General features: G+C 36.0%; 25 protein-coding genes. 4 read left to right on the top strand and 21 right to left on the bottom strand.

Going from position 1 to position 20,208, the window contains the following annotated elements:
• Nucleotides 1–23: 23 nt before the first annotated feature.
• Nucleotides 24–851 (bottom strand): hypothetical protein, encoded by an 828-nt coding sequence (locus ACFVS2_RS20125; protein ID WP_390236937.1) that lies wholly within the window; start codon nucleotides 849–851, stop codon nucleotides 24–26.
• 283 nt (nucleotides 852–1,134) lie between these two features.
• Here ACFVS2_RS20125 and ACFVS2_RS20130 point away from each other — a divergent pair, with 283 nt between their 5' ends.
• The gene (locus tag ACFVS2_RS20130; RefSeq protein WP_390236938.1) at nucleotides 1,135–2,832 is read left to right on the top strand and encodes an HNH endonuclease; all 1,698 of its coding nucleotides are present in this window, start codon (nucleotides 1,135–1,137) and stop codon (nucleotides 2,830–2,832) included.
• A 29-nt stretch (nucleotides 2,833–2,861) separates the two neighbouring features.
• Here ACFVS2_RS20130 and ACFVS2_RS20135 read toward each other — a convergent pair whose 3' ends face one another.
• From ACFVS2_RS20135 to ACFVS2_RS20155, 5 genes are all read right to left on the bottom strand, one after another.
• On the bottom strand, nucleotides 2,862–4,220 hold the full coding sequence (locus ACFVS2_RS20135) for a CCA tRNA nucleotidyltransferase (RefSeq protein ID WP_390236940.1): 1,359 nt from the start codon (nucleotides 4,218–4,220) through the stop codon (nucleotides 2,862–2,864).
• A gap of 21 nt (nucleotides 4,221–4,241) precedes the next feature.
• Nucleotides 4,242–5,045 (bottom strand): metallophosphoesterase, encoded by an 804-nt coding sequence (locus tag ACFVS2_RS20140; RefSeq protein WP_390236942.1) that lies wholly within the window; start codon nucleotides 5,043–5,045, stop codon nucleotides 4,242–4,244.
• A gap of 60 nt (nucleotides 5,046–5,105) precedes the next feature.
• Nucleotides 5,106–5,660, bottom strand: coding sequence for a hypothetical protein (locus ACFVS2_RS20145; RefSeq protein ID WP_390236944.1), 555 nt, complete (start codon nucleotides 5,658–5,660; stop codon nucleotides 5,106–5,108).
• A gap of 275 nt (nucleotides 5,661–5,935) precedes the next feature.
• A complete protein-coding gene (locus tag ACFVS2_RS20150) occupies nucleotides 5,936–6,211 on the bottom strand; it encodes a helix-turn-helix domain-containing protein (protein WP_390236946.1) in 276 nt (91 codons plus the stop codon).
• A gap of 245 nt (nucleotides 6,212–6,456) precedes the next feature.
• Nucleotides 6,457–6,792 (bottom strand): hypothetical protein, encoded by a 336-nt coding sequence (locus ACFVS2_RS20155; protein ID WP_390236948.1) that lies wholly within the window; start codon nucleotides 6,790–6,792, stop codon nucleotides 6,457–6,459.
• Nucleotides 6,793–6,931: 139 nt separating this feature from the next.
• Here ACFVS2_RS20155 and ACFVS2_RS20160 point away from each other — a divergent pair, with 139 nt between their 5' ends.
• Entirely contained in the window at nucleotides 6,932–7,288 is a 357-nt protein-coding gene (locus ACFVS2_RS20160; protein WP_390236950.1) for a YhjD family protein, read from the top strand.
• 109 nt (nucleotides 7,289–7,397) lie between these two features.
• Nucleotides 7,398–8,807, top strand: coding sequence for a hypothetical protein (locus ACFVS2_RS20165; protein ID WP_390236952.1), 1,410 nt, complete (start codon nucleotides 7,398–7,400; stop codon nucleotides 8,805–8,807).
• Between the two features lie 238 nt (nucleotides 8,808–9,045).
• Here ACFVS2_RS20165 and ACFVS2_RS20170 read toward each other — a convergent pair whose 3' ends face one another.
• The 3 genes from ACFVS2_RS20170 to ACFVS2_RS20180 all read right to left on the bottom strand — a co-directional run bounded on the left by ACFVS2_RS20170 (nucleotide 9,046) and on the right by ACFVS2_RS20180 (nucleotide 10,448).
• Entirely contained in the window at nucleotides 9,046–9,297 is a 252-nt protein-coding gene (locus ACFVS2_RS20170) for a hypothetical protein (RefSeq protein ID WP_390236953.1), read from the bottom strand.
• A gap of 146 nt (nucleotides 9,298–9,443) precedes the next feature.
• Complete coding sequence (locus ACFVS2_RS20175; RefSeq protein WP_390236955.1) at nucleotides 9,444–9,896, bottom strand: hypothetical protein; 453 nt, start codon at nucleotides 9,894–9,896, stop codon at nucleotides 9,444–9,446.
• Nucleotides 9,897–9,929: 33 nt separating this feature from the next.
• Nucleotides 9,930–10,448 (bottom strand): hypothetical protein, encoded by a 519-nt coding sequence (locus ACFVS2_RS20180; RefSeq protein ID WP_390236956.1) that lies wholly within the window; start codon nucleotides 10,446–10,448, stop codon nucleotides 9,930–9,932.
• Nucleotides 10,449–10,704: 256 nt separating this feature from the next.
• Here ACFVS2_RS20180 and ACFVS2_RS20185 point away from each other — a divergent pair, with 256 nt between their 5' ends.
• Entirely contained in the window at nucleotides 10,705–11,475 is a 771-nt protein-coding gene (locus ACFVS2_RS20185) for a uracil-DNA glycosylase family protein (protein WP_390236958.1), read from the top strand.
• A gap of 45 nt (nucleotides 11,476–11,520) precedes the next feature.
• Here the strand turns inward: ACFVS2_RS20185 and ACFVS2_RS20190 are convergent, their stop codons facing one another.
• The 12 genes from ACFVS2_RS20190 to ACFVS2_RS20245 all read right to left on the bottom strand — a co-directional run bounded on the left by ACFVS2_RS20190 (nucleotide 11,521) and on the right by ACFVS2_RS20245 (nucleotide 20,054).
• Nucleotides 11,521–11,823 (bottom strand): hypothetical protein, encoded by a 303-nt coding sequence (locus tag ACFVS2_RS20190; protein ID WP_390236960.1) that lies wholly within the window; start codon nucleotides 11,821–11,823, stop codon nucleotides 11,521–11,523.
• 44 nt (nucleotides 11,824–11,867) lie between these two features.
• Nucleotides 11,868–13,244 carry a hypothetical protein gene (locus ACFVS2_RS20195; RefSeq protein WP_390236962.1) on the bottom strand — a complete coding sequence of 459 codons (1,377 nt, stop codon included), beginning with the start codon at nucleotides 13,242–13,244 and terminating at the stop codon, nucleotides 11,868–11,870.
• Nucleotides 13,245–13,367: 123 nt separating this feature from the next.
• Nucleotides 13,368–13,754 (bottom strand): hypothetical protein, encoded by a 387-nt coding sequence (locus tag ACFVS2_RS20200; RefSeq protein ID WP_390236963.1) that lies wholly within the window; start codon nucleotides 13,752–13,754, stop codon nucleotides 13,368–13,370.
• Between the two features lie 219 nt (nucleotides 13,755–13,973).
• A complete protein-coding gene (locus ACFVS2_RS20205; RefSeq protein WP_390236965.1) occupies nucleotides 13,974–14,243 on the bottom strand; it encodes a hypothetical protein in 270 nt (89 codons plus the stop codon).
• A gap of 43 nt (nucleotides 14,244–14,286) precedes the next feature.
• Nucleotides 14,287–15,015: a metallophosphoesterase gene (locus ACFVS2_RS20210; protein ID WP_390236967.1), complete on the bottom strand. Its 729-nt coding sequence runs from the start codon at nucleotides 15,013–15,015 to the stop codon at nucleotides 14,287–14,289.
• 227 nt (nucleotides 15,016–15,242) lie between these two features.
• Entirely contained in the window at nucleotides 15,243–15,758 is a 516-nt protein-coding gene (locus ACFVS2_RS20215) for a hypothetical protein (protein WP_390236969.1), read from the bottom strand.
• Nucleotides 15,759–15,794: 36 nt separating this feature from the next.
• Nucleotides 15,795–16,403, bottom strand: coding sequence for a hypothetical protein (locus ACFVS2_RS20220; protein ID WP_390236971.1), 609 nt, complete (start codon nucleotides 16,401–16,403; stop codon nucleotides 15,795–15,797).
• 87 nt (nucleotides 16,404–16,490) lie between these two features.
• A complete protein-coding gene (locus ACFVS2_RS20225; RefSeq protein ID WP_390236973.1) occupies nucleotides 16,491–16,976 on the bottom strand; it encodes a hypothetical protein in 486 nt (161 codons plus the stop codon).
• A gap of 96 nt (nucleotides 16,977–17,072) precedes the next feature.
• On the bottom strand, nucleotides 17,073–17,471 hold the full coding sequence (locus ACFVS2_RS20230) for a hypothetical protein (protein ID WP_390236975.1): 399 nt from the start codon (nucleotides 17,469–17,471) through the stop codon (nucleotides 17,073–17,075).
• A gap of 238 nt (nucleotides 17,472–17,709) precedes the next feature.
• Nucleotides 17,710–18,375 (bottom strand): hypothetical protein, encoded by a 666-nt coding sequence (locus ACFVS2_RS20235; protein ID WP_390236977.1) that lies wholly within the window; start codon nucleotides 18,373–18,375, stop codon nucleotides 17,710–17,712.
• Nucleotides 18,376–18,688: 313 nt separating this feature from the next.
• The gene (locus ACFVS2_RS20240; RefSeq protein WP_390236979.1) at nucleotides 18,689–19,669 is read right to left on the bottom strand and encodes a DUF7275 domain-containing protein; all 981 of its coding nucleotides are present in this window, start codon (nucleotides 19,667–19,669) and stop codon (nucleotides 18,689–18,691) included.
• A 16-nt stretch (nucleotides 19,670–19,685) separates the two neighbouring features.
• Nucleotides 19,686–20,054, bottom strand: coding sequence for a hypothetical protein (locus ACFVS2_RS20245; RefSeq protein ID WP_390236980.1), 369 nt, complete (start codon nucleotides 20,052–20,054; stop codon nucleotides 19,686–19,688).
• Nucleotides 20,055–20,208 lie beyond the last annotated feature (154 nt).

The following is a 20,208-nucleotide window of genomic DNA, read 5'->3' on the forward strand; positions in this document are numbered from 1 at the left end:
ATTACAGACTGACTCTCTTACGTTTACACTTTGCTATCAGTAATATAGAGTTTTTTAAATCTATTTAATCCTGACACGAGCATTTTTAGAATTTCTTGATACGTTAATGAACTTACTTTCAACTCTAATGTATAACGTGTTTCAAACTTTTCTTCTTCCCTTCCTATCTCTCTTTCTACTTGAACGACAGCAGCAAAAGGAAATTCGGTTTGTAGGTAGGCTTGCATATTTGGGCAATATTTTTCTTTCAGTGCTTCCCACTCTGCGCCATCATAGCACCTCTTGTTCAACTCACTGTAATACTCACGGTGAATCAATTTCACGAATGAAATTGTCATAAGTATCATTTTCGTATCAGCATTTATATCGTATACGCGTACAAATTTCGAAGCAAAGCCAGGTTCATAGATGTAATCAGCATCGTGTTTTTCCAAATCTCGCATCAATTTAGAAGCAATATCATGTGGACTTCGAATAATCTCAAAACGCTTTTGATTAATGATTTCCGTAACTTGTTCCAACTTTAAACGATTATCGCTCAGATTTTCTCTGCACTTTTTCATTTGACTTTCCAATTCTGCTAATTCTTTTTCCAACAAAAGCCTTTCTTGATACAACTTGTATGCTTCTTTCAGAAGGTTGGAGACTTCCTTTGGGAATCGAGTAGAAGATACAGTCTCGACTTCTTTTAACCATATTGGCATAGCTTCTGCATTTTTCGAAACCGAATCAAAAGGTACTAATAGGAGATGATCCTCTGATACATGGACAATAATCCCTTTGTATTCCATAGTTTCCGTAAGCTTTCTTACTATCACTTTTACCATACTTTTCACTTTCAAATTGGTCATATAAAACTCTCTCCTCACAAGTAAAATCGTTGATTTTCCTTTTTCATGTCCTTACTATTGTTGTATTCAAGTCGCGGGAAGTACATAAAAGAGTCAACCCAAAAGTTGACCCTTTATTTTTTCTACTCCATTATTTTCAACCTGCTATTAGTGTGATCCAGTAGGAGAGTTAACTCCGATACTCTCTTTCAGATCCCTATTATTGACAACCTTATTGTTTTGTGCAATGGTTTACAAGACGCTATCAATTTCAAATTCCTGAAGATTCGTGGTGTATGAGAAAATGAATGATTTCTTCGAGGAAATTTCTTTAGATCATACAAAACCCTTTATCACTTATATCAAATTAGATGACAAAGGAAAGAAATCTAAACGATTTGCGATTCCTCTTCATAAAGCAGTTCAAATGGTAATTGACAAAATGGCTTACGTCAAAAACCCAACCCAAATCGTTTCCTTGTATACAAAAGAAACGCTCTATTCCTATATCCAGAATAGAGACGCTGGTTTCTGTCAGATATGTGGTGGTTCTGGCAATCGAACAAGAATCCTCCAATCAAAAAATAAGGGGGGACTTCATTCTCCTGTTAACACAATTGCTTGTTGCAATCATTGTCTCAATCAAACGATAGATGATACTTGGATTCAAAGATGTCGAGAGGAAAACATCCGGTTATACAATGAATCAACAGTCCGACCAAAACCTGTATTACTGTTTCCTATTGGCTCTACGACTTCTTTGTTTTTTTCTTGTAACAAATGTAACGATAGCCTCTATTATCATGAATTCATATTTGATTACAAGAATGGAGTTGTTTCTTCCTCCATATGCAAAAATTGTCAACAACAGGAGCAGATTCACAAGCAAAATGTAAAAAAAACTGAAACCTCTATTATCTCGAAACTCGTACAAGACTACCCTGCATATATCGAACAAGCTACGATCCAGGAGTCGTCCAAACTGGATAGCAATAGAGAATTCATCTATGTGATTCATAAAGGCGGAATTCATGTAAAGACGATCCCATTTGAATTAGCAAAACGTTATGTGGAAGAAGGCATGTCAAAATTCATTAAAGAGTATCCTTATGTTATTTTTCACATGTATAATACGAGCTATAATAAATTCCGACAAGAGATTCTTAATAGAGATCAGTTCATTTGTCATTACTGTGGGGAATTCGGGGATACACTTGATCACATCCTCGCTGAATCGTGTGGGGGACTTCTTACTCCCCAAAACAGTGTATGTGCTTGCTTTGGCTGTAACAATGAAAAGGGAGATATGAGTTACGAAGATTTTATTCAAAATCGCAGAAAAATTGACGTTTTGAATACCTCTTCTCCCCTATATAAGTTATGTGTGAAATGCAATGAATACCGCTATCACATCTTCTTCAAAAAATATAAGAGGTCAATAGGCTCCACATGTCGATCCTGCGAATCGAACGAAGTCCGTATTGAAAAAATCGAGCAAATGTGTCGAAATATTTCTATGACCACTTTACCAGAAAAGAAAATATGGATTACTTTAAGCTGTAGTAACAATTTGCATTTACTCAATAAGAACCCAAATCACTTATGGAAAATTCAATTCGAATCAGGATCCACTGAAAAAATTTCTTACTCAATGGCTGTATCGCTCATACTCAATGGGATTGCTGGAATCTTGTATACTCATCCGTTCATTCTCATTGAATGGAATGAGCAATTGAAAACATTTCGGAATCAAGTGCTTCAAAGAGACAATAGAAAATGCGTATATTGTTCATCTGAGGGTGAAATACTCTCCTATAATGAAGAAGAGATCGATGGAGTTATGCCTTCTTTTGATCAAAACATGTGGTCAACCATTTGTACAACTTGTGCAAAATTAAAAAAGGGAAAAGGGCATCAAGAATTTTCGATAGTAAGTAAGCATTACAATAATGGAAAACTCGTAACGAATAAAATGAAAAAAATCCAAATGAAAAAGGACTGATTCAAATTTCAGTCCTTTTTCTTCCTGTGTTAACCTGCATCTACAATTAGTCTTCGTTTCGCTAAACGTTTTTTGATGATTTCAACTTCTTGAACATTCTCTTTTACCAGGTAATCCAATACCTCTCCAATCTTCTCTCCATATATTCCCCAGTTCATTAAGTCTCTTCCATTAATGGGCAGTTCATTCCGATAGAAAATCGTATCCAGCAAAACTTGCCGAAAATGACCTTCAACCGAGTTAGTAATTCGCTTCATTTCTGCTCCAAATGTTGGTTCAAACCCATCAGAATCACAATCCATAAACTGAAAGAGTTTTGTTATTCCAACGACTAATGAAGGCTTGTCACGAAAAAAATTCCCCATGCTTCTAAGATGTCTCGTTACAGAGCCTCGTCTTGGATTCTCATCCAATCTTGTCCCATGGAACTTGACAATGAAGCAGACTTGTTTCGCGACGGATTTACCAAACTGTAAACGTAGCAAAGCTTGTTCTGTAATCGGAACACCTGCTTCTTCATGTTCTAAGTCATTCGGTTGTCCTTCCTTATTGATACCTCGAACATCTGGCAAACCTTTGGCAACATCATGAAACACGGCAGATAATTGTAAAATCGTATCGCCAGGATATTTTTCTTCTACCGATTTCAGAACCCGCATGATATGATCAAATACATTTGAATCATGATACTTTGGATTCTGTGGCATTCCTATTGTATGGCAAAGTTCAGGAAACACATATTTTAAAGCTCCCGTCTCTTTAAGGAATAACATAAATGGATGCAGGCAATTGTGTTTCATTACTTTCATGAGGATTTTCCCAACCAACTCCACAGACGTTTCTTTCAACAAATTTATATTCTTTTTCATTGTACGAAAAGTTTCTTCTTCAATGGAAAATGAAAGTTTTGCCGCCAGATACATACCCCTTAAAATGCGACTTGGATCTTCTATAAATCGTTCAAGGGGGTTATTAACCGCTCGAATTACTTTTCTTTCAATGTCCTGTAACCCGCCATGATGATCAATGATTGTTCCGTCCAATTTTTTCGCCAAGGCATTAATCGTGAAGTCTCGTCGAGCAGAGTCTTCCTCAAAATTCCCAACTAATAGTACATCTGGTTTTCCTGGAATCAAATAAGATTCTGAACGAAATGTCGCTACCTCAATCCCATTGACTATCATCACTCCGAAATTTTTCCCCACTTCTTCAACAAACCATGTGCGAAAGATGTGGGCAACCTGATCAGGATTAGCGTTTGTAGCAATATCATAATCATTTACTTCTTCTCCAGTAAATTCTCCACGAACACATCCACCTACATATAACGCTTCAAATCCATGTTCAACCAGTAACTCAACAATTCTTCTGTGACTTTGTGTTGGCACAATAACTTACCCCTTCCCTATTCAAAGTAGAACTACCTGATGATACAAATTTCCTTTTTGATCAGTCGAATAAACAATCATTTGTTCTCCTCCGACTACGACACCATGCAACAATCCTCCGAATACTGCCCCACCATCGATCCCAATTTTTGTACGACATGGTGATATCCAAATCTCGTTTGTACCATTCTTGTGTAAATGTTTGGTTTGTTCATGCCCGAAGATAAATATCTTGTTAGTATCATTTTTCATGTAATGAAAGGGCTTTCTAATCCATCGATATTCAACATCCGATGTTTTTTTCCAATCCACATATGCCAGGTTCACACCTGCATGAACACAAACGTATTCCTTCCACTCGAAGAAATGGGGAAGACCTCTTAAAAAGGCAATCTCCTCATCAAAATTAGCTTTAATATATTCTGCGTGACGACTTGGTAAGTAGCGATAAGCACACGCTTTTCCATAGAAAGAATCAATCGTTCGATTTCCTCCAAGAGAATAGTATGCTATGCTTTCACTCATTCCCGCTTCTTCTTCCTCATTCACGCTGGACTCATCTTCAACCCATTTTAAGAACCAGAAATCCTCTGGGTCATCTAACCATTGAAGAAATAGACTTTCATGATTACCTCCAATAACCTCTGCACCATATTGTTTATGGAGTTTCCGAACCAACTGGATTACTCCGCATGATTGTTTTCCTCGATCCACATAGTCCCCTAAGAAAACCAACTTTTGCGAATCTTGTTTCCATTTTGTTAAGAGAGTATGAAGCTTATCTAATTCACCATGAATATCTCCAATGACAAACAATTCATCCATCCTGATTACATCCTTCTTCTTTTGATATAAAAGCAGGGCACTCTGTTTGCACACCCATTGTTACTTGGGCATCTTAATATTGTTTTCAACCATACTCAGTGACAACTCTATTTCGTTTCGAATGTTTTCAATACGAATTTGATGTTCTTGAATGGATGTTTTCAGCGCATTCATTCGTCGTTGTATTTTTCGCTGGTTTTTTAATAAACCTTGAATTTGTTTCTCGCGTCCAACGGTGGGTTCTTTCTCTTGACGCTCCGCAAGAAGATCTATCTTATCTTGGAGTTCAGAATCTCTGGTTTGAACGATGCCTAACATATTTCGTTTGCCTTTTATTTCTTCATCGACCTTTACTATCCGTTGTTCCATCATAGATTTAATCTTTTGTTTGAAATATTCAACGCTATCCTTATTAAATATATAAACATTCTCTGGTTTATCCTGGATTAAGAAACCCTCCACTTCCAATATCATTTCATTTGTATCAGGTCTTTGATAAATAAACTTTGCCAATCGAAGCAAATGAATTTCAACAGAAGAATTACCTACGCTTGAACGAATGCTGTCCGAATAGATACTTGCTTTTTCGCTTAAAACAAATGTTCCAAATTCCATTTAATAACTCACCTCATTATTATATTTTGATATTAAAAAAACCTGTCTTTTGTCAATCTAAAGTATTGTATGACCTTCAACGCATAGTAATAAGATCTATGGAAAAATTCGTTTATTGTCTATAGTCAATTATATCATTTTATTGTTTATAGTACACGAACAAATCAGAGACATAAAAAAACTTCCCAATACGCTTTGGGAAGTTTTACAACCAATTTAAGTATGATAAATATGATTGCCTGTTATTATGTAATCACAATCAAGTGACAAAGTGATTAATCCTCTCGAATAATATCATCAAGACTTCTTCCAAACACTTTAGCAAGTCGATAAACAACAATGAAACCTGGATTGGCCCGATCTCCTCGTTCTAAGCGATGGATGTAACTCTTTTCCACCTTCGACTTTCTGGCAAGTAATTCGAGTGACCAACCTTTTTCCATTCGTTTTTCATGTACCCATTTGCCAAACTCAACCATATCAGGTTTATACATCTCATATATATCATCTTGTTGATCCCGATCAATAATCTCCTTGTTATCGACTGTCATATTTCGTACACTCCCCAGTTTCATTATCTTGACACAATCATACACAGTTTGCACTTTTTTGTAAAGTTTATTTTACATTATGCTTTTAAATAATATCCTCTGTATTTAATTCAATAGAACCACCTTTTTCATTGTCTTATTCCTATTATAGTACATGAAAATTGACTGAATAATAATGTAAAGTCAATAAAGACATAAAAAAAAGAAGAAAAAAACTTCTTCTTCATTTTAATTAGTGCTTCATTTTAATAGACAATATGTACCCTTCCTGATTCAAATATTTCAATTGTATGTGAAGACATTAAAAAATCCCCAGAAGTATATCCTTTTTTGATTAATTCTTCTTGACCTTTTTCCCACGCGATCTTATCAATTACTAAGGTATACTTATAGAGAGTTTCATTTTCTACGTAAAGACTATCAGAAAGCATGAACTTATCTTCAAAAATGTCTTCGAACCATGTTTGAGCCTCAATATGAGAAGAAAATGAGGGTATGTCATTTTCAAAATTTCTTGTTAGCCTCCTAAATTTTTCATCCCACATATGAAAGTAAGACTCTACATTTTCCTTGGTTATCATAACTTGAACCCCCTTGAGTTCTTCATTTGATTTCAAAATTATTAATAACGTTTATCAGTATAACTATTTTACCATGAAACTTATCTCATTTTTAGGTTTAATAGTAATATATTTATCCAAAAACGGAGGACGTATTAATATGATTACGAGTGAGGATTTAGATATTATTAGAGAATCCATCTTTCTCGATCTACTCTTAACTAAATTAGAAAAAGACAAATCTATCCTAATCAAATCTCCTATTAAGATTATCAGACCCTACCTCTTCTTAATCGAAGATGTCATGATACGTGTAACAAAAGACATCTCTTCATTGAATAAATTGATACGTAAACGCGGAATAAAGATCCTCGATCCTCATCTCATGGAAAAACAAATAAAGGTTCAATTTCTTTGCCGAGGTTATCAAGATGATATTGTATTACAGTGGGAATTTGTTAGAGCTGAATTAGAAGTACGATTGAATCGATATTTTAATCTTACAGAGAACAAATAGTGATTTCATAATAAAAAGAGGAGACACCAATTTGTTGTTGTTTTGTTGACTATAGGCAATATATGATATACAATACCCTATAGTTTATAAAATGCGGATGGTGATTTATATGGCAAAAGTTTTATTCTCCTGGTTAAACGATGACTCAAGGATAAGAATTCATACCCTGTTAGGAAATTACTTGAGTTACTATCTCAAGCAGAATTATCCAAATCCGACAATTGAAGAATTCAATGGGATTAATCGCGATCAACTTACAAGATTGTTTTTGCAGAAAAATGGTCAGTCTTGTTCCTTTCTTGTTCATAAATACAACTACACAACAATATTTACATTTACAGAAGCAGAATTCCGTAGAGATATCTCTCAATTCTTCGATCTAAAAATGCCTCTTTTTTATTTTCGGTTAACCGTTGTAGGTGATAAAGATTGGATTAACTACAAGAAACGATACAAAGGTATCAGCATGTTTCCAGGGATGAAATTTCAAACAAGTAGCAACTATGAAAGAGAAAAAGATTGGATAGACCGTTGTGTCAAATTTTCATCTTCAAAGAGAAGAGAAAGCGAATCCTTAAAGTCGGAAACATTCGAATTAGTTCCGAATCCGTTTACTGGCAAAGCACGAGCTACGAAAAAACAAATTTCGTTCATTCGAGGGCTTTGTAGTAGAGCTGGGCTTGTATTAGTAAATGGAGACAACTTTGACTATTCGACCGCAAGCATCACGATTAACGCATTGTTACGTGGTAAATATCAATCTCCTGCTTTTATTATTCGAAGTTCAGATGGGAAAATTGTCACCAATGGAAACTTCCGTCGTTTTGAAAAAGAGATGGAACTATTAGAAAAATTGAATGCAATTTTCGAACAGATGTCAACGAAAGTTTCTACGCGAACAAAACTAACTCATTCGAATCGAAAAAATGCTTTTATCCGACCTTGGATTGAAGCTTTGGGTTATGATATGACGAATCATGAAGAAGTCTTTGAGGATTTTGTGATTTCTGGTGGAAAGAGTTCTGATTCCCTCGACTTCGTTATCAGGAATAATCAGATTCCCCAATTATTTGTGAAGTATACAGACAGTCAAGATTCCTTTCTACAATATATCGCTACTCGTAAAAAGTTCTTAAAAGCTGCCCGCTATTTTATCGTAACCGATGGACTCAAATTTTGTTTCTATGTGAATCATTTTAAATTTGGGATTATCTTGTTACACACTCATTCTCTTGGCGATGATACCACTGAGATTCTACACATCCTTGAATCTTTCTCAAAAGAAACCTTCTTCGACCAGGAAGAACCAGTTCTTTTGAAAGAACTGCTTCGAGAACAACTAAGGGAGACAGCGGTTGATCACTTCAAGGATATGCTGAAAAACCCTTCAAGTGAATTGATCTCACTTTTTGAGAAAGAAGGATTTGAAGAAGAAGTAGTAGCTTCTTTATTCCCACAGGCAGTAAACGAATTTGTTCAGGATTTGGCTAAGACATCAAAACCGAATAAGGCTGGATAATTAAGAAAAGCTGAGTAACGAATAATCGTACTCAGCTTTTTGTAACCTTGAATTCAAATGTTCATTGATATGAGCCATTCCAATCCTCAAGATTTTACACAAATTGAATCGCGAGTGCTTTCTTTCTCCAGTCTTTCTTTCTCCAGTCTTTCCACTGCCACTTTCCTTGCAGAATATAATGTATAGTTTTCTATGAATATCATCCTTTCAATCTTTGGTGATTGGATAGTGAATGTACCTATTCAGCAACTATTATTGATTCAATGTCTTTTCTCCTTCCATTCGGAAGTCCATTTACGTTTTCGTAAATGCCATCTGAACTCGTACTCATCCAATATCTATACCGATCTCCACCTATTTCAACTATCCAAAAAAACTGAATCACGCCACGAATGACTACTTCACGTAGCAAATTAACTTCATGATTTGGAAATGCAAGCTGCAATTTTTTTCGAAATAATTCGCCCATTTGCTTTTGTTCTGGAAGCATAAACCTATCCTCCTATTTTAGCTAAAGTATTTGGTCAATTCCTCTTCGGTTCAACAATCTAACACCATATGATATGCAATAAAGCACGTAGAAACAAAAAGACGACCTTTAATGGTCAGCCGTTGTTCGATTAGAATCAGGATTTATCAATGCGTATTAATAGACTCTACGATTCGACATTCCGATAAGATATTGATAACACTTTCAGAGATCGAATCATAACCTATTACTTTGCCCAGTTTTAGGTATTCTACAAAGTAAAAGGAGTTTCCAGATACATCATGATGAGGAGATTTCATCAAAATCTTCCCTCGAATTAAACCGTAGCTGATATGATCGAATTCCAAGACAGTTCCAACAACCACTTTAGATAGATCAATTGGTCGAAATGTATAAGGATCTTCCTCTACTTTTCTAATTGCTTTCGGAAATTTCTTCATTGCTTTTTTGAGAAGTTTTTCTGTCATGAAGTATGTTCCATATATAACAGAGGAAGAAGGAGGATGAAACTTACTATGTCGCTCTCCACCACTTGATTCGATAAATGTCCAGACATCATCGGCACACGGCAATTCAAGCATTAATCGATATGCCTTCATTTGATTTTATTCCTCCCGCATTCTCGCCAATTACTAACCGATTTTTACCGAATCCTTTTCTACTAAATAGTGTTTGCCATCTTTACGCAATAGATATACTTCTAACCCTTCTACTCTACGTTCTCCAATGACTTCAACTTCTACCATATAATCCAGAAGACTCCCCCATACAAGCGTTCCTTCACCTAATGTGATTGCTTCCAGAGATGCTTGAGATACTTTATCTGTTACTTGTTTGGTTGGATTAATCAAAACACCTTTTAATGAATCTTCATCAGAACTCCAAGCAGGAATGCCTGCTTTTATGCAGGCTTCAATGGATGCATATAGCGCGCTCCCACGTTTTCCAGTGATCTCTACGGGGATAAGCTCAAGTAGATCCATACTAAATCCGTCACGCTCCATAACCTCTTGCGCCAATTCTTTCGTAGAAAATGCGATTGCGGCATCTTGACCAGCAGTATCAATGTAACTCCATAATGACATTCCCATTATGTGTCCAAGAAATACTCCATCTTGCTCACTATATACAGCATAACCTGTTTGTTGCATCAAAATCTCCTCCTCAAAAGTGAATAAAGATTCGCCTAAATTCTTCCGATGACTTTGTATCTTATTCGATTTCATCATTGATTATCAATCGGCAAAATTTCGATTTTAATTCTTCTGCAAAAAACAAAAGAGTTTCCCCTTTCATGAGAAACTCCTCTCAATTGCTTCGTGTTTACCTGAATCTATTTATCTACATGGTTTGTTAGATCTATAATAATGGGTAACGAATTTAAATTAAGAAAGGAGACATTAAATCATGTCGCATTACTCATTCATCTTCCTGAAAAACATATCTGTTCACCCTTCATTCGATGCCTTCTTTGCGAATTCAAATACGCAGGATGCACTCTCTAAGGTAGAGAATGTCCTTTCAGGAGCCGTCTATACACCCGCTGCGGATGTTGTTCTTCGTTTTGCAACAGTCGATTTAAAAAGTGTAAAGGCAACTATTTATGGCAAGGATCCATACCCACAACAAGGCGTAGCTACAGGACGTAGCTTTGAGGTAAACGGCGTGACATCCTGGTTTGATACTGATGTTAATAGTTCTCTCAAAAACATCGTAAAGTCAATGCACAAATCTTATATGGGGTACGATGTAGGTTCTCCTATCGCTATTGTTCGAGCTGACATCGAGAGCGGTACATTCCCGATCCTTCCCCCAAATCAAGCGTTCGCTTATTGGGAATCCAAGGGTGTATTGTTCCTAAATACAGCGTTTACCTGCGAGGTGGGAGGAATCAAACAGGCAGGGAGCCATCTTGCACTCTGGAAACCATTCTTCAAGCTTCTAATGGCGTATATCGCACAAGAAAACCCAACTATCAAGTATTTCCTTTGGGGAGATGCAAGAAAGCATGCAGAGCCTTTGAAAAAGCTTGGTATACCGTCGGAGAACATCTATTTGGGAAAACATCCTTGCACGAATGGTGATAATGGGGGGTATCAGAACGGAACCAAATTCTTAAATTGCCCTTGCTTCAAAGATACAATGGACGTAATTCCTTGGGTAGTGTTTCCAGAATAAAAGAGAAAAGAGGCTATCTACACTACAGCCTCTTTTCTCTTATTTTTAATTTTTTATTCCTAACGAGAACTTATCATCCAAAACGTTCAATTTCTCACAAGAACTAATTTGTTTTACTTTTTCTTGATCTCCATTCACGTTTAGTGAATTCATATAGCTTTCAATGCCGACCAAGAAATAGTTCGGATGAATAAATTCTACATCCTTTTCTTGCAATGTCACTTTGGGATGACTCCCATTTACAACAATCGTTAACCATCCAAGCGGTGATACATGTCTCACATATCCGCACAAACCTTTAAATTCCCCTGTTAAAACTTTTACTTTTTCTTGACCTTTATACTCCATTACTAACCCCCGAGGACGAATCTGGATTTAATCATATACGACCTTTAACTTGCTATGTCGTGTCCGTAATATACTCCCAATTGAACAGCAGCAAACCGTACTCGATCTACTACAAGCTCCTCATTGTGATTATTCATTAATTGATACTTTGGGTCATTTTGATCGTCTATAATATTAAGAACCATATGTGGAATACTATCTCGACATGCAATGACGATATCGTAACCTTTCATCATATCTTTTATATGTTTCGGATGTTTTTCGAATGGATCAATCCATGTTGAAGTTAGACCATGTTTTCTCAACCGATTTACATATTTCTTGCCTTCGTTTGCCGTAACTATCAGTACCGAAAAATCTCCCAGGCATGGATAACTCATTTCTATATCTTTTTCTTGAAGATTTTGCTGTAAACGTACTGTATTACTCCTTACCTTCTGATTTTCTTTTCTTCTTGATCGAAAACATTTTTCGATGTATGCAACACGCAAATCATTATCTATGCTCGCTGTTACAACTGTACCCACGTTATATTTTTCATCATCAGACAAGAGAATCGGAAAGTGATCGCCATTAAGATTAATAAATCTCAAACGACCTTCTTTTTCTGTGACGTATCCAAGCTGGTGATTCACTTGGTTTCCCGATTGCTCAAGGTCTGCTTCAGACAAAACTTCTAATTTCTCTTCAAGTAATTTCACTTTATTAATAATCGCATGGATACCATGATAGTCATTAATGTTTGACATGTTTACTTGTTGATGAAGATATTGAATGAGGAAAGTCGTATCCATGTTTTCAAAAACTTGCAACCTTTCTTTTACCTTCGAAAGCTGCATCTCTGCCTTCTCTAATCGTTTTTTTACAAGCTCAAGCTTATCTTTCTGTTCGACGATACGGATTGAGTGAATGCGATTCGTGTTAATTAAATTTTTTAATCGCTTACGCAAATTACGATTTAACATTTGAAGAGAATCCGCGATATACAGGTCTTCATTGTGTTGAATGGACAAGCAATTATTTTCTTCAACTACCTTTTGTAGAATCTCCAAACACCCTTTTTGACTTTCTTCATGTTTTCGCTGAATATCTTCTACATGTTTTCTTGCCTGGTACAACTCCTCTTTTAAATTTGCAATCGTCTTATCTTTTTCTTGATTCATTTTCCGTAGTTGAACATTTTCTTTATGGCTTACCTTGAACATTTTCTCCAAACTATCAAATTCCTTTTTTAGCTTACGATATAAAGTTTTATATTTCATTTCGTTTTCATTTGGGTCTGTTGTTTCTGAATTTGAGGTTGTTGTTACCTTTTCTGACATTTGTTTCACAACATTCTTTTTGAATTCCTTATTCTTTTCCTTCATATCATCTATTTGTTCTTTTTGTTTTGTACTCATCCAATTTTGTAGTTCATACATTCGATTACATCCTCTCTTCTTATATAGGTTTGATGATATAATCGAAACAAGAAAAAAGACATGTCTTATGCGTCGAACCTCGTTCGACACAAAAAAAACGTGTCAATGATTGACACGCTTCTATTATAGAAGATAGATAACCATGTATGTTGCAAAGTTGATGCAATTAAACGCAATGACAAATGTAACAAATCTTATCACTGAACGTTTTCTGTTTTCTGATCGTTCGATTATCTGTTCAATGCTATTAATCAATACAGAAGGAAAATCATTTGCCTTTGCTTCTGTATGCATTTCTGCTAATTTTTTATCTACTTCTTTCCTTTTCACTTGATAGTAGATCAGAGGAACTACCGAGATGATAATTAGCATAAAATGATACATACTTTTTAAAAGAGATTCGTCTATTCCAAGTACCTCATTATTAAAATAAGATAAATAAGATCCGCTGAAAATTAATATCCCCATCAAAACAATGATAACAAAGTGATTTCTACTTAGAACACCCATAAATAAATCCTCCCATTGAAATGAGTCCTGCATTCATTATACCTATTCTTTTCCTTAAAAGACATCCGGCGGTTTATGATCAAACCTGGATATTACAAACACACGCCTAAAGGAGTGGGCTTTCTCGGCTTAGTTCTATAAACACAAAAAGAAAAAGCCGCAATAGCGGCTACATTTGCATACGTTACAAAAAAGATCAGTTATATACAAAAAAGCTAATCATTCATGTATTTCCGAAATGACCATGCGTAAGGAACTTTCCACCCACTCCTTATCGGATCTCTTAAATCCTTTTACATCTAATATGCTTCGACCGTTTGTATATGAAACACCGTTCCCTACTAACTTTTCTCCTTCGATTTCTCTCAATGTAATCAAGAACTTTCTCAACGTTGAACGACTACTGTTTTCAGTGATAATCTCGATTATGACAAGTTCGCGTTTTTCTTTTTGAAACTTTGCTCTATAAACTACCTCATTTTGAATCATGATCCGTCTCCCGCAGTTGTAGAGTAAATAACAACACAGCTCATTAGTCTACTTTAACAGAAACAGTGCTGTACTTTCCATCATCGATTACCAATGCATTTAGTTGACCTCCGAATTTTGCTCCACCATCAATTCCAATTTTTCTTTCAGAAAACCATACATCAAAGTTTTCTTCGTTTTCTCTAAGAACCGAACATGATGTATGTCCAAATACTATCGTTTTTCTATGTGGATTTGGTACATCATAGAACTTATTACGAATCCATCGAAAATCCTTCTTTCCGGTTTCCTTCCAATCTGTAAACGATGGATCAATTCCTGCATGTACAAAAATGTGCAGTTCGTCTTCGATGAAGTCTGGAAGATCTCGTAGGAAGTTAATTTCTTCTGTATAATGAAGGAGTATCCACTTCCTCGCCTCACCATCATTGACACCAGGTTGAAAAAAAGGACAGAACGACAAAATGGTTTCTGTGCCTCCATTCTTCTCATTCGTATATGGACTTAATTCGTAATCTTTATTATCAAGCCAAGCCAGAAACATGTCATCATGATTTCCGCCAATGACCTTTGTGTTTGCATGTTTTGAGAGTATATGGACATACTGCAACACCTCTCTGCCCTTTGCTCCACGATCCATGTAATCACCCAATAGATACAACTGGTCTGACAATGGATTATACTGTACGCTACTCAGCAAATTTCGAAATTCGTCATAGTAACCATGAATATCGCTAACCACAATGGTTCTCATCATTCGGCCACTAAACATGCTTTTTTTATATCTCGACGAGCATGCTTTTTGAGTCTTCGATTCATATTGGGTTTTGATAAACAATCTTTCGGATGTTTACTACTCATATCGCCACAACCACATCCTCGTTTCACACAAGTAATTCGATCTTTTTTCTGTAATCCGTATGGTTTCATCGAATTATCCCTTCTTCCCATTCTATCGAAATAGCTACATATAATCTTTGAATACTTGTTAGACTATCTTTAGATGTTTGGCTGATTAAATTGAGTGTCTCTGGTTTCTTTTCTCTCTTTGTAAATGACGAAAGGAAGCTGTATAAATCCAAGTACAATGTTAAATGTCCACTGCCACATCCCTCTCGGATTAAGATAGCAGGGAAACATTTCTCCGAATCCTTCGAAATCAGGGACAATTTGCTGTGAAACCCTAAACATTTTCATTTTCTCTAACTCATCTGCATACCAACCGAACGTAATACGGTCATAAAATAGAATCTCGAAACATTCATCTAATTCATTCATCAGATATCCCGTAGATATACGACGGCTCCAATCCATATCAAACGCGGGAGGTTTCAATCCTTTTGACTTTGGAATTCGAATCACAATGTAACTTCGTTCATTAAGAACGTTTCCATCAGCATCTGTCCATTCCAGATGATCGTTACGAACTTCTTTGCCAACATAAATATCTTTTGGATGCTTCAAGGTAATCTTTCGCTTATCGATCCCTTCCAAGAACCAAAATATCGTTTTCAACCACATGACCTCCTTTCTAATGGACAAAGAAACCTACTATTCATAGAGAGTCGATACAAAATTATTGTGACTTCTTATCGCTTCTTGACAAAATCGAATGGCAGTATCTTTTAATTCACACAACTCACTTGGGGTAATATTTTTTATAGTGACGGTTTTACCAAAGTCCTCACGATTTGATCCACCGTGCTCCTTAGATACTTCCATTTCGCCAACAGTCAATACATACTCTGTCCATTCTTTCCATGCATCCTCATGATGTTGTTTTACAAAGTAGTCATACCTCTCAATCTTATAAAAGTATTCAATATCTAAACCGAAACTGTCTTCTAATAAGATTTGATGGTATCTGACCTTTCTTTGGTAGCCGTTATCCTCAATATCTTCTAAAAGGTAAGCTTTATCCATATCAAAATCCATCAGATGTTCAATATATGACGGTAAATTCTGCACCTTCGGGAAATCATGAGTTCTCATTTCTAATAAGACTTTATTATCATGTAACAACGTTATATCGTAATAGAAGTACATAACCTCTGACATACTTTCCACTGTTAACTCATTTCCACCTCTGTCATAGGAGGTGATTGATGGTTTTCCATAACTAAGATACAACTCACCTTTTTTCCATGTGCTCCTACTCATAATATCCTCCTTATCGCATTATCTATAGATTTCCTTTCGATATCGTTTTGCTTACTTGGTTTTGTTCAAATAAAGCTGTTGATTTACCTAAGTTTTCAGTACATCTGGTGTATATTTTGCAATTTGCTTCGCCATTTTTTCAGCACAAGAACGACAAATGCCCGGAACTGCCGTGTTCCCCCAATATTCCTCTGTTCCACAAAACGCACACGAGTATTTCGTCATTGCCGTCCCACCCACGCCGCTACGAGAAAAGAGAATGGCTTTTGTCATTTTTTCAATATCAATAGGAGATTCGTGAATCAATATACGCTCTTCTAACTCACACATGAAAGGGAGGAGTTTTTCTTTCTCTTGTTCTTGCATTTGCTTCCAAGTTAGTTCTTTTCCAAATACTTCTCGTTGCAAAGTTTTATATAAATCAGGATGTTTTCGCTTTTTCCCATAAATTGAATTCAGATAAAAATGTTTCAGTTTAATCCCCTCACTTATTTTGGAAGTAAAAAAGACATTATCACTCTCTATCAGCAACAATGTCTTTTCTCTCAAAAATACCGAATCCAATGAATCCAATATGTCGACCCTTTTTATCCCTGTGAATAGAGAAGTGAACTTCTCAAACACGTACGCATTTTTTGTTCAGCATCATGGATACATACTTCACACATCCTAAAAAGGATCACGCTCAAACTCTTTTTCCGTTTCGATTCTACATACTCTTTTTATCCCTCTACGATCCTGGATTACTTTGTATAATCCTTTATCTGTTTCTACTTTATAAAACTCATCATCTTTAACGATTGATTGAATGACTTCATTTTTTTCATCAAAATAATGACACAAGGCTTGCGATCCTACCATTGTATGTTTATTGGTTCTAAACATTAGCTCGCTAATCACACAAGTAGCAACACAAACTGCAATACTACTGATTACAGATTCCCAAATTAAAAAGGAGATAAAGTAAATCCCTACGAAGACAATTGGAATACAAACAACTTGCGCTACAATTTGAACTTTGCGCTGTTTCTTATAATCTTCATAATTCGTTTTGTAATTATTTATCATAAGCACCATCACCTTAATCCTTATATTTCTCAACATCCTATAGCTGCGATCTGCGAATGATCCAGTTTCCATATACTCCAACAAACACAGCTTGCAAGAACGTCCAAATTCCTTTTACCCAAAACGACATCACGCTTGAATTTGTTTGTACCATTAAGTAAATGGGATAAGGCATAATTACAACTGATATCATCCATATCACATTTGCAATTTTACGAAACATCTTGCTATCATCCTTTTATACCAATCTTTTTTTGATTCTGAAGTACCTACGTCTATTTTCAAATTTTGACTCACACCAGGACTGGTTCCATCTTGCTTGCAGAGTTGCCATAACGCTCGGTTTAGGATTGGAGTAATGCGTTTCACAATGTTCCAAAATTTGATCTACCGTTACCCAACCGTCATTTTTTCTGAGTATCCAAGCCATCTTTAAATACTCTTGGATGTTTTTTATGGTTACGGAATAATCAGTTTCACTCTCTCCTGATTTCACTCCGCCTACTTGCGTTTCATGGTAAGATCTGATCAACTTTCGGATGTTTGAATTGCGTGTTCTCAGTCTGTTAAACTTAGCGGGAATATGTCTTTCAACCTGATTGTTTTTATCAACAAGCAACAGACCAATTCTCTTTTGAATAAGAATTTCTTTGGCAAGTCGTGATATAGACTTCGTTTTGGGTACAGCTACATAAACATAATGACCACTGTGCATACGATCTATAGCCTGCTCGATCACTTTGAAGCTCAATGATATTTTCAGCTCAACGATAATGTTCACATCACCCTGAATTCCCAAAACGTCGCAACTTCCGACTTCCCCATATACATGAGAGCAACCAACTACATCCATTAGATATTCTTTAATTGGAATAAATAAGTCCGATTCTTTCAAGCAAACCATCTCCTTTCCTCTCAACTACATTTTTCAAGAAGAAGGAGGCTATTATAGCCCCCTCCTTACTTTCCACTCTTCCCATCCATATGTTCGATACCATGAGGTACATGATTGTGAACTTGATTTTATAGTCTTTTTTCATTTTATTTTATACTATAGTCAACGAATGTGCAAGTAAATGTACTTAAATTTGAGTTCGTTTCAAACACTTATTGTGATGCGCAAAGTAGTCTCGAATGACCACAAATTGTTACGGAAAAATAAAAAAGAGGCAAATCAGTTGCCTCCCTTTTATATGTGCTATTCCAAATATCTTATATCAAGCAATTGCGGGAATGTCTTCTGATGAATACTTCGCTTTTGGCTTGATTCTTCCTGACATGTATGCGTCTTTAAAGATACTCACAAACTCAGGATTATAACGGCGAACTGCTTCATCATAGTTCTCGATAGCAAATTCTCTGAACCAGCCCGACGTGAGAGTGGTGCAAATGCGTTTAAGTGCCTTCTTGTAGCATTCAAAATGGTCTTCCCAACTATCACCAAATTGCGGGATAATGTACCGTTCTAACGCAATTACATAACCCTCTTCTTGTACAGCTTGCACTTGGTATTCATAGGGCAAAGCATAAAACATCTCTTTCTCGCACCAGGCTTTGCTGTTGTCTTTTTGCATCATGGTGTATACAGGTCGATCATTATGAGCCATTAGTTCATGGAGATCATCATGAACAAAATATGGTTCTACTGCGAGCTTCGAACTAAAGAAGTCTTCTGTCGTAACATTCAACTTCGGCGTTTTTTGTTTATAGCGTTTTTTCGCTTCTTCGTAACGAAGATTATAATACGTCTCCATATATTCATCTTTATTCAAATCGCCCAAAATATTCTTTAACAATTGATAGTCTTCCATGTTCTTTTCAAAATGAACAGGATAAATCAGATGGGATCGCTTCGTCAGCATTTGATAAGACAGCGTTAGGGATGCATAGTTTTCACCAAAAACACCTTGCACTGTACCACTTGTAACTTCTTCAATATGATCAAGCAGAAAACGAGAGGAAGTTCCTTCTGTAGCCAACTCAATTTCATAAAGTTTACGAATACCATCCTTGATAACGATAACTCTGTATTTGTTCCCATGCGATGGAATCATCGTTACGATATATGGCAGGTGTGCTTTGTGCCACATAGAGAAATCAGAAAGACTCATAATGACATCAAAATCGGATTTCGTGAAGCGTTCATCATCCTCTTGCTTCAACTGGTGAAGCAATGCTTTTGAACCGATAACAATCATTGGAGTACCTCCTTTTCTAATGGTTGTTTTCATTCTCCTCATTTTCATCATCTTCTTCGTCTTCTTCGTCTTCTTCGTCTTCTTCGTCTTCTTCGTCTTCTTCGTCTTCTTCGTCTTCTTCGTCTTCCTCATAATACGAAGATTCCTCATAATACGAAGAGGAACTGGACTCTTCAAATTCTTCGCTCTCATCTCGATTGCGTTCAATCAATTCCTTTGCATCTGCAACAAATGGGACCTCATTTTCTTCTGCATACTTACGTAGTTCATCCAATTTACTTTCCACTTCATCATAAAGTTCATCGTAAGAATCATCGCTATTGCGAATATATTCTTCCAATTCCCTTACTTGATTTGCTACATACTCAAATTTGTTAACTGACATGTGAGATCCCCCTTTATGGTTGTTTTCATTATTTTTTGTAGACAATATCTTATGCGGAACAATAACTTTATAGTCGTCACATATAAATATTATAGACTATAGTCAATACGATGTAAAGCCTCTGTGAGTTTTGTATAAACAAAAAAGAGCCGAA

Origin of the sequence: Brevibacillus sp. NPDC058079 (assembly GCF_042885155.1) — a bacterium.
In the GTDB taxonomy this organism is placed as follows: Bacteria; Bacillota; Bacilli; order Brevibacillales; family Brevibacillaceae; genus Brevibacillus.

Excerpts from the sequence above, each read along its gene's own strand:
- ACFVS2_RS20125 (WP_390236937.1), bottom strand. The coding sequence starts at position 851 with ATGACCAATTTGAAAGTGAAAAGTATGGTAAAAGTGATAGTAAGAAAG.
- ACFVS2_RS20130 (WP_390236938.1), top strand. The coding sequence starts at position 1,135 with ATGAATGATTTCTTCGAGGAAATTTCTTTAGATCATACAAAACCCTTT.
- ACFVS2_RS20140 (WP_390236942.1), bottom strand. The coding sequence starts at position 5,045 with ATGGATGAATTGTTTGTCATTGGAGATATTCATGGTGAATTAGATAAG.
- ACFVS2_RS20145 (WP_390236944.1), bottom strand. The coding sequence starts at position 5,660 with ATGGAATTTGGAACATTTGTTTTAAGCGAAAAAGCAAGTATCTATTCG.
- ACFVS2_RS20150 (WP_390236946.1), bottom strand. The coding sequence starts at position 6,211 with ATGACAGTCGATAACAAGGAGATTATTGATCGGGATCAACAAGATGAT.
- ACFVS2_RS20155 (WP_390236948.1), bottom strand. The coding sequence starts at position 6,792 with ATGATAACCAAGGAAAATGTAGAGTCTTACTTTCATATGTGGGATGAA.
- ACFVS2_RS20160 (WP_390236950.1), top strand. The coding sequence starts at position 6,932 with ATGATTACGAGTGAGGATTTAGATATTATTAGAGAATCCATCTTTCTC.
- ACFVS2_RS20165 (WP_390236952.1), top strand. The coding sequence starts at position 7,398 with ATGGCAAAAGTTTTATTCTCCTGGTTAAACGATGACTCAAGGATAAGA.
- ACFVS2_RS20170 (WP_390236953.1), bottom strand. The coding sequence starts at position 9,297 with ATGCTTCCAGAACAAAAGCAAATGGGCGAATTATTTCGAAAAAAATTG.
- ACFVS2_RS20175 (WP_390236955.1), bottom strand. The coding sequence starts at position 9,896 with ATGAAGGCATATCGATTAATGCTTGAATTGCCGTGTGCCGATGATGTC.
- ACFVS2_RS20180 (WP_390236956.1), bottom strand. The coding sequence starts at position 10,448 with ATGCAACAAACAGGTTATGCTGTATATAGTGAGCAAGATGGAGTATTT.
- ACFVS2_RS20185 (WP_390236958.1), top strand. The coding sequence starts at position 10,705 with ATGTCGCATTACTCATTCATCTTCCTGAAAAACATATCTGTTCACCCT.
- ACFVS2_RS20190 (WP_390236960.1), bottom strand. The coding sequence starts at position 11,823 with ATGGAGTATAAAGGTCAAGAAAAAGTAAAAGTTTTAACAGGGGAATTT.
- ACFVS2_RS20195 (WP_390236962.1), bottom strand. The coding sequence starts at position 13,244 with ATGTATGAACTACAAAATTGGATGAGTACAAAACAAAAAGAACAAATA.
- ACFVS2_RS20200 (WP_390236963.1), bottom strand. The coding sequence starts at position 13,754 with ATGGGTGTTCTAAGTAGAAATCACTTTGTTATCATTGTTTTGATGGGG.
- ACFVS2_RS20205 (WP_390236965.1), bottom strand. The coding sequence starts at position 14,243 with ATGATTCAAAATGAGGTAGTTTATAGAGCAAAGTTTCAAAAAGAAAAA.
- ACFVS2_RS20210 (WP_390236967.1), bottom strand. The coding sequence starts at position 15,015 with ATGTTTAGTGGCCGAATGATGAGAACCATTGTGGTTAGCGATATTCAT.
- ACFVS2_RS20220 (WP_390236971.1), bottom strand. The coding sequence starts at position 16,403 with ATGAGTAGGAGCACATGGAAAAAAGGTGAGTTGTATCTTAGTTATGGA.
- ACFVS2_RS20230 (WP_390236975.1), bottom strand. The coding sequence starts at position 17,471 with ATGATAAATAATTACAAAACGAATTATGAAGATTATAAGAAACAGCGC.
- ACFVS2_RS20235 (WP_390236977.1), bottom strand. The coding sequence starts at position 18,375 with ATGGTTTGCTTGAAAGAATCGGACTTATTTATTCCAATTAAAGAATAT.
- ACFVS2_RS20240 (WP_390236979.1), bottom strand. The coding sequence starts at position 19,669 with ATGATTGTTATCGGTTCAAAAGCATTGCTTCACCAGTTGAAGCAAGAG.
- ACFVS2_RS20245 (WP_390236980.1), bottom strand. The coding sequence starts at position 20,054 with ATGTCAGTTAACAAATTTGAGTATGTAGCAAATCAAGTAAGGGAATTG.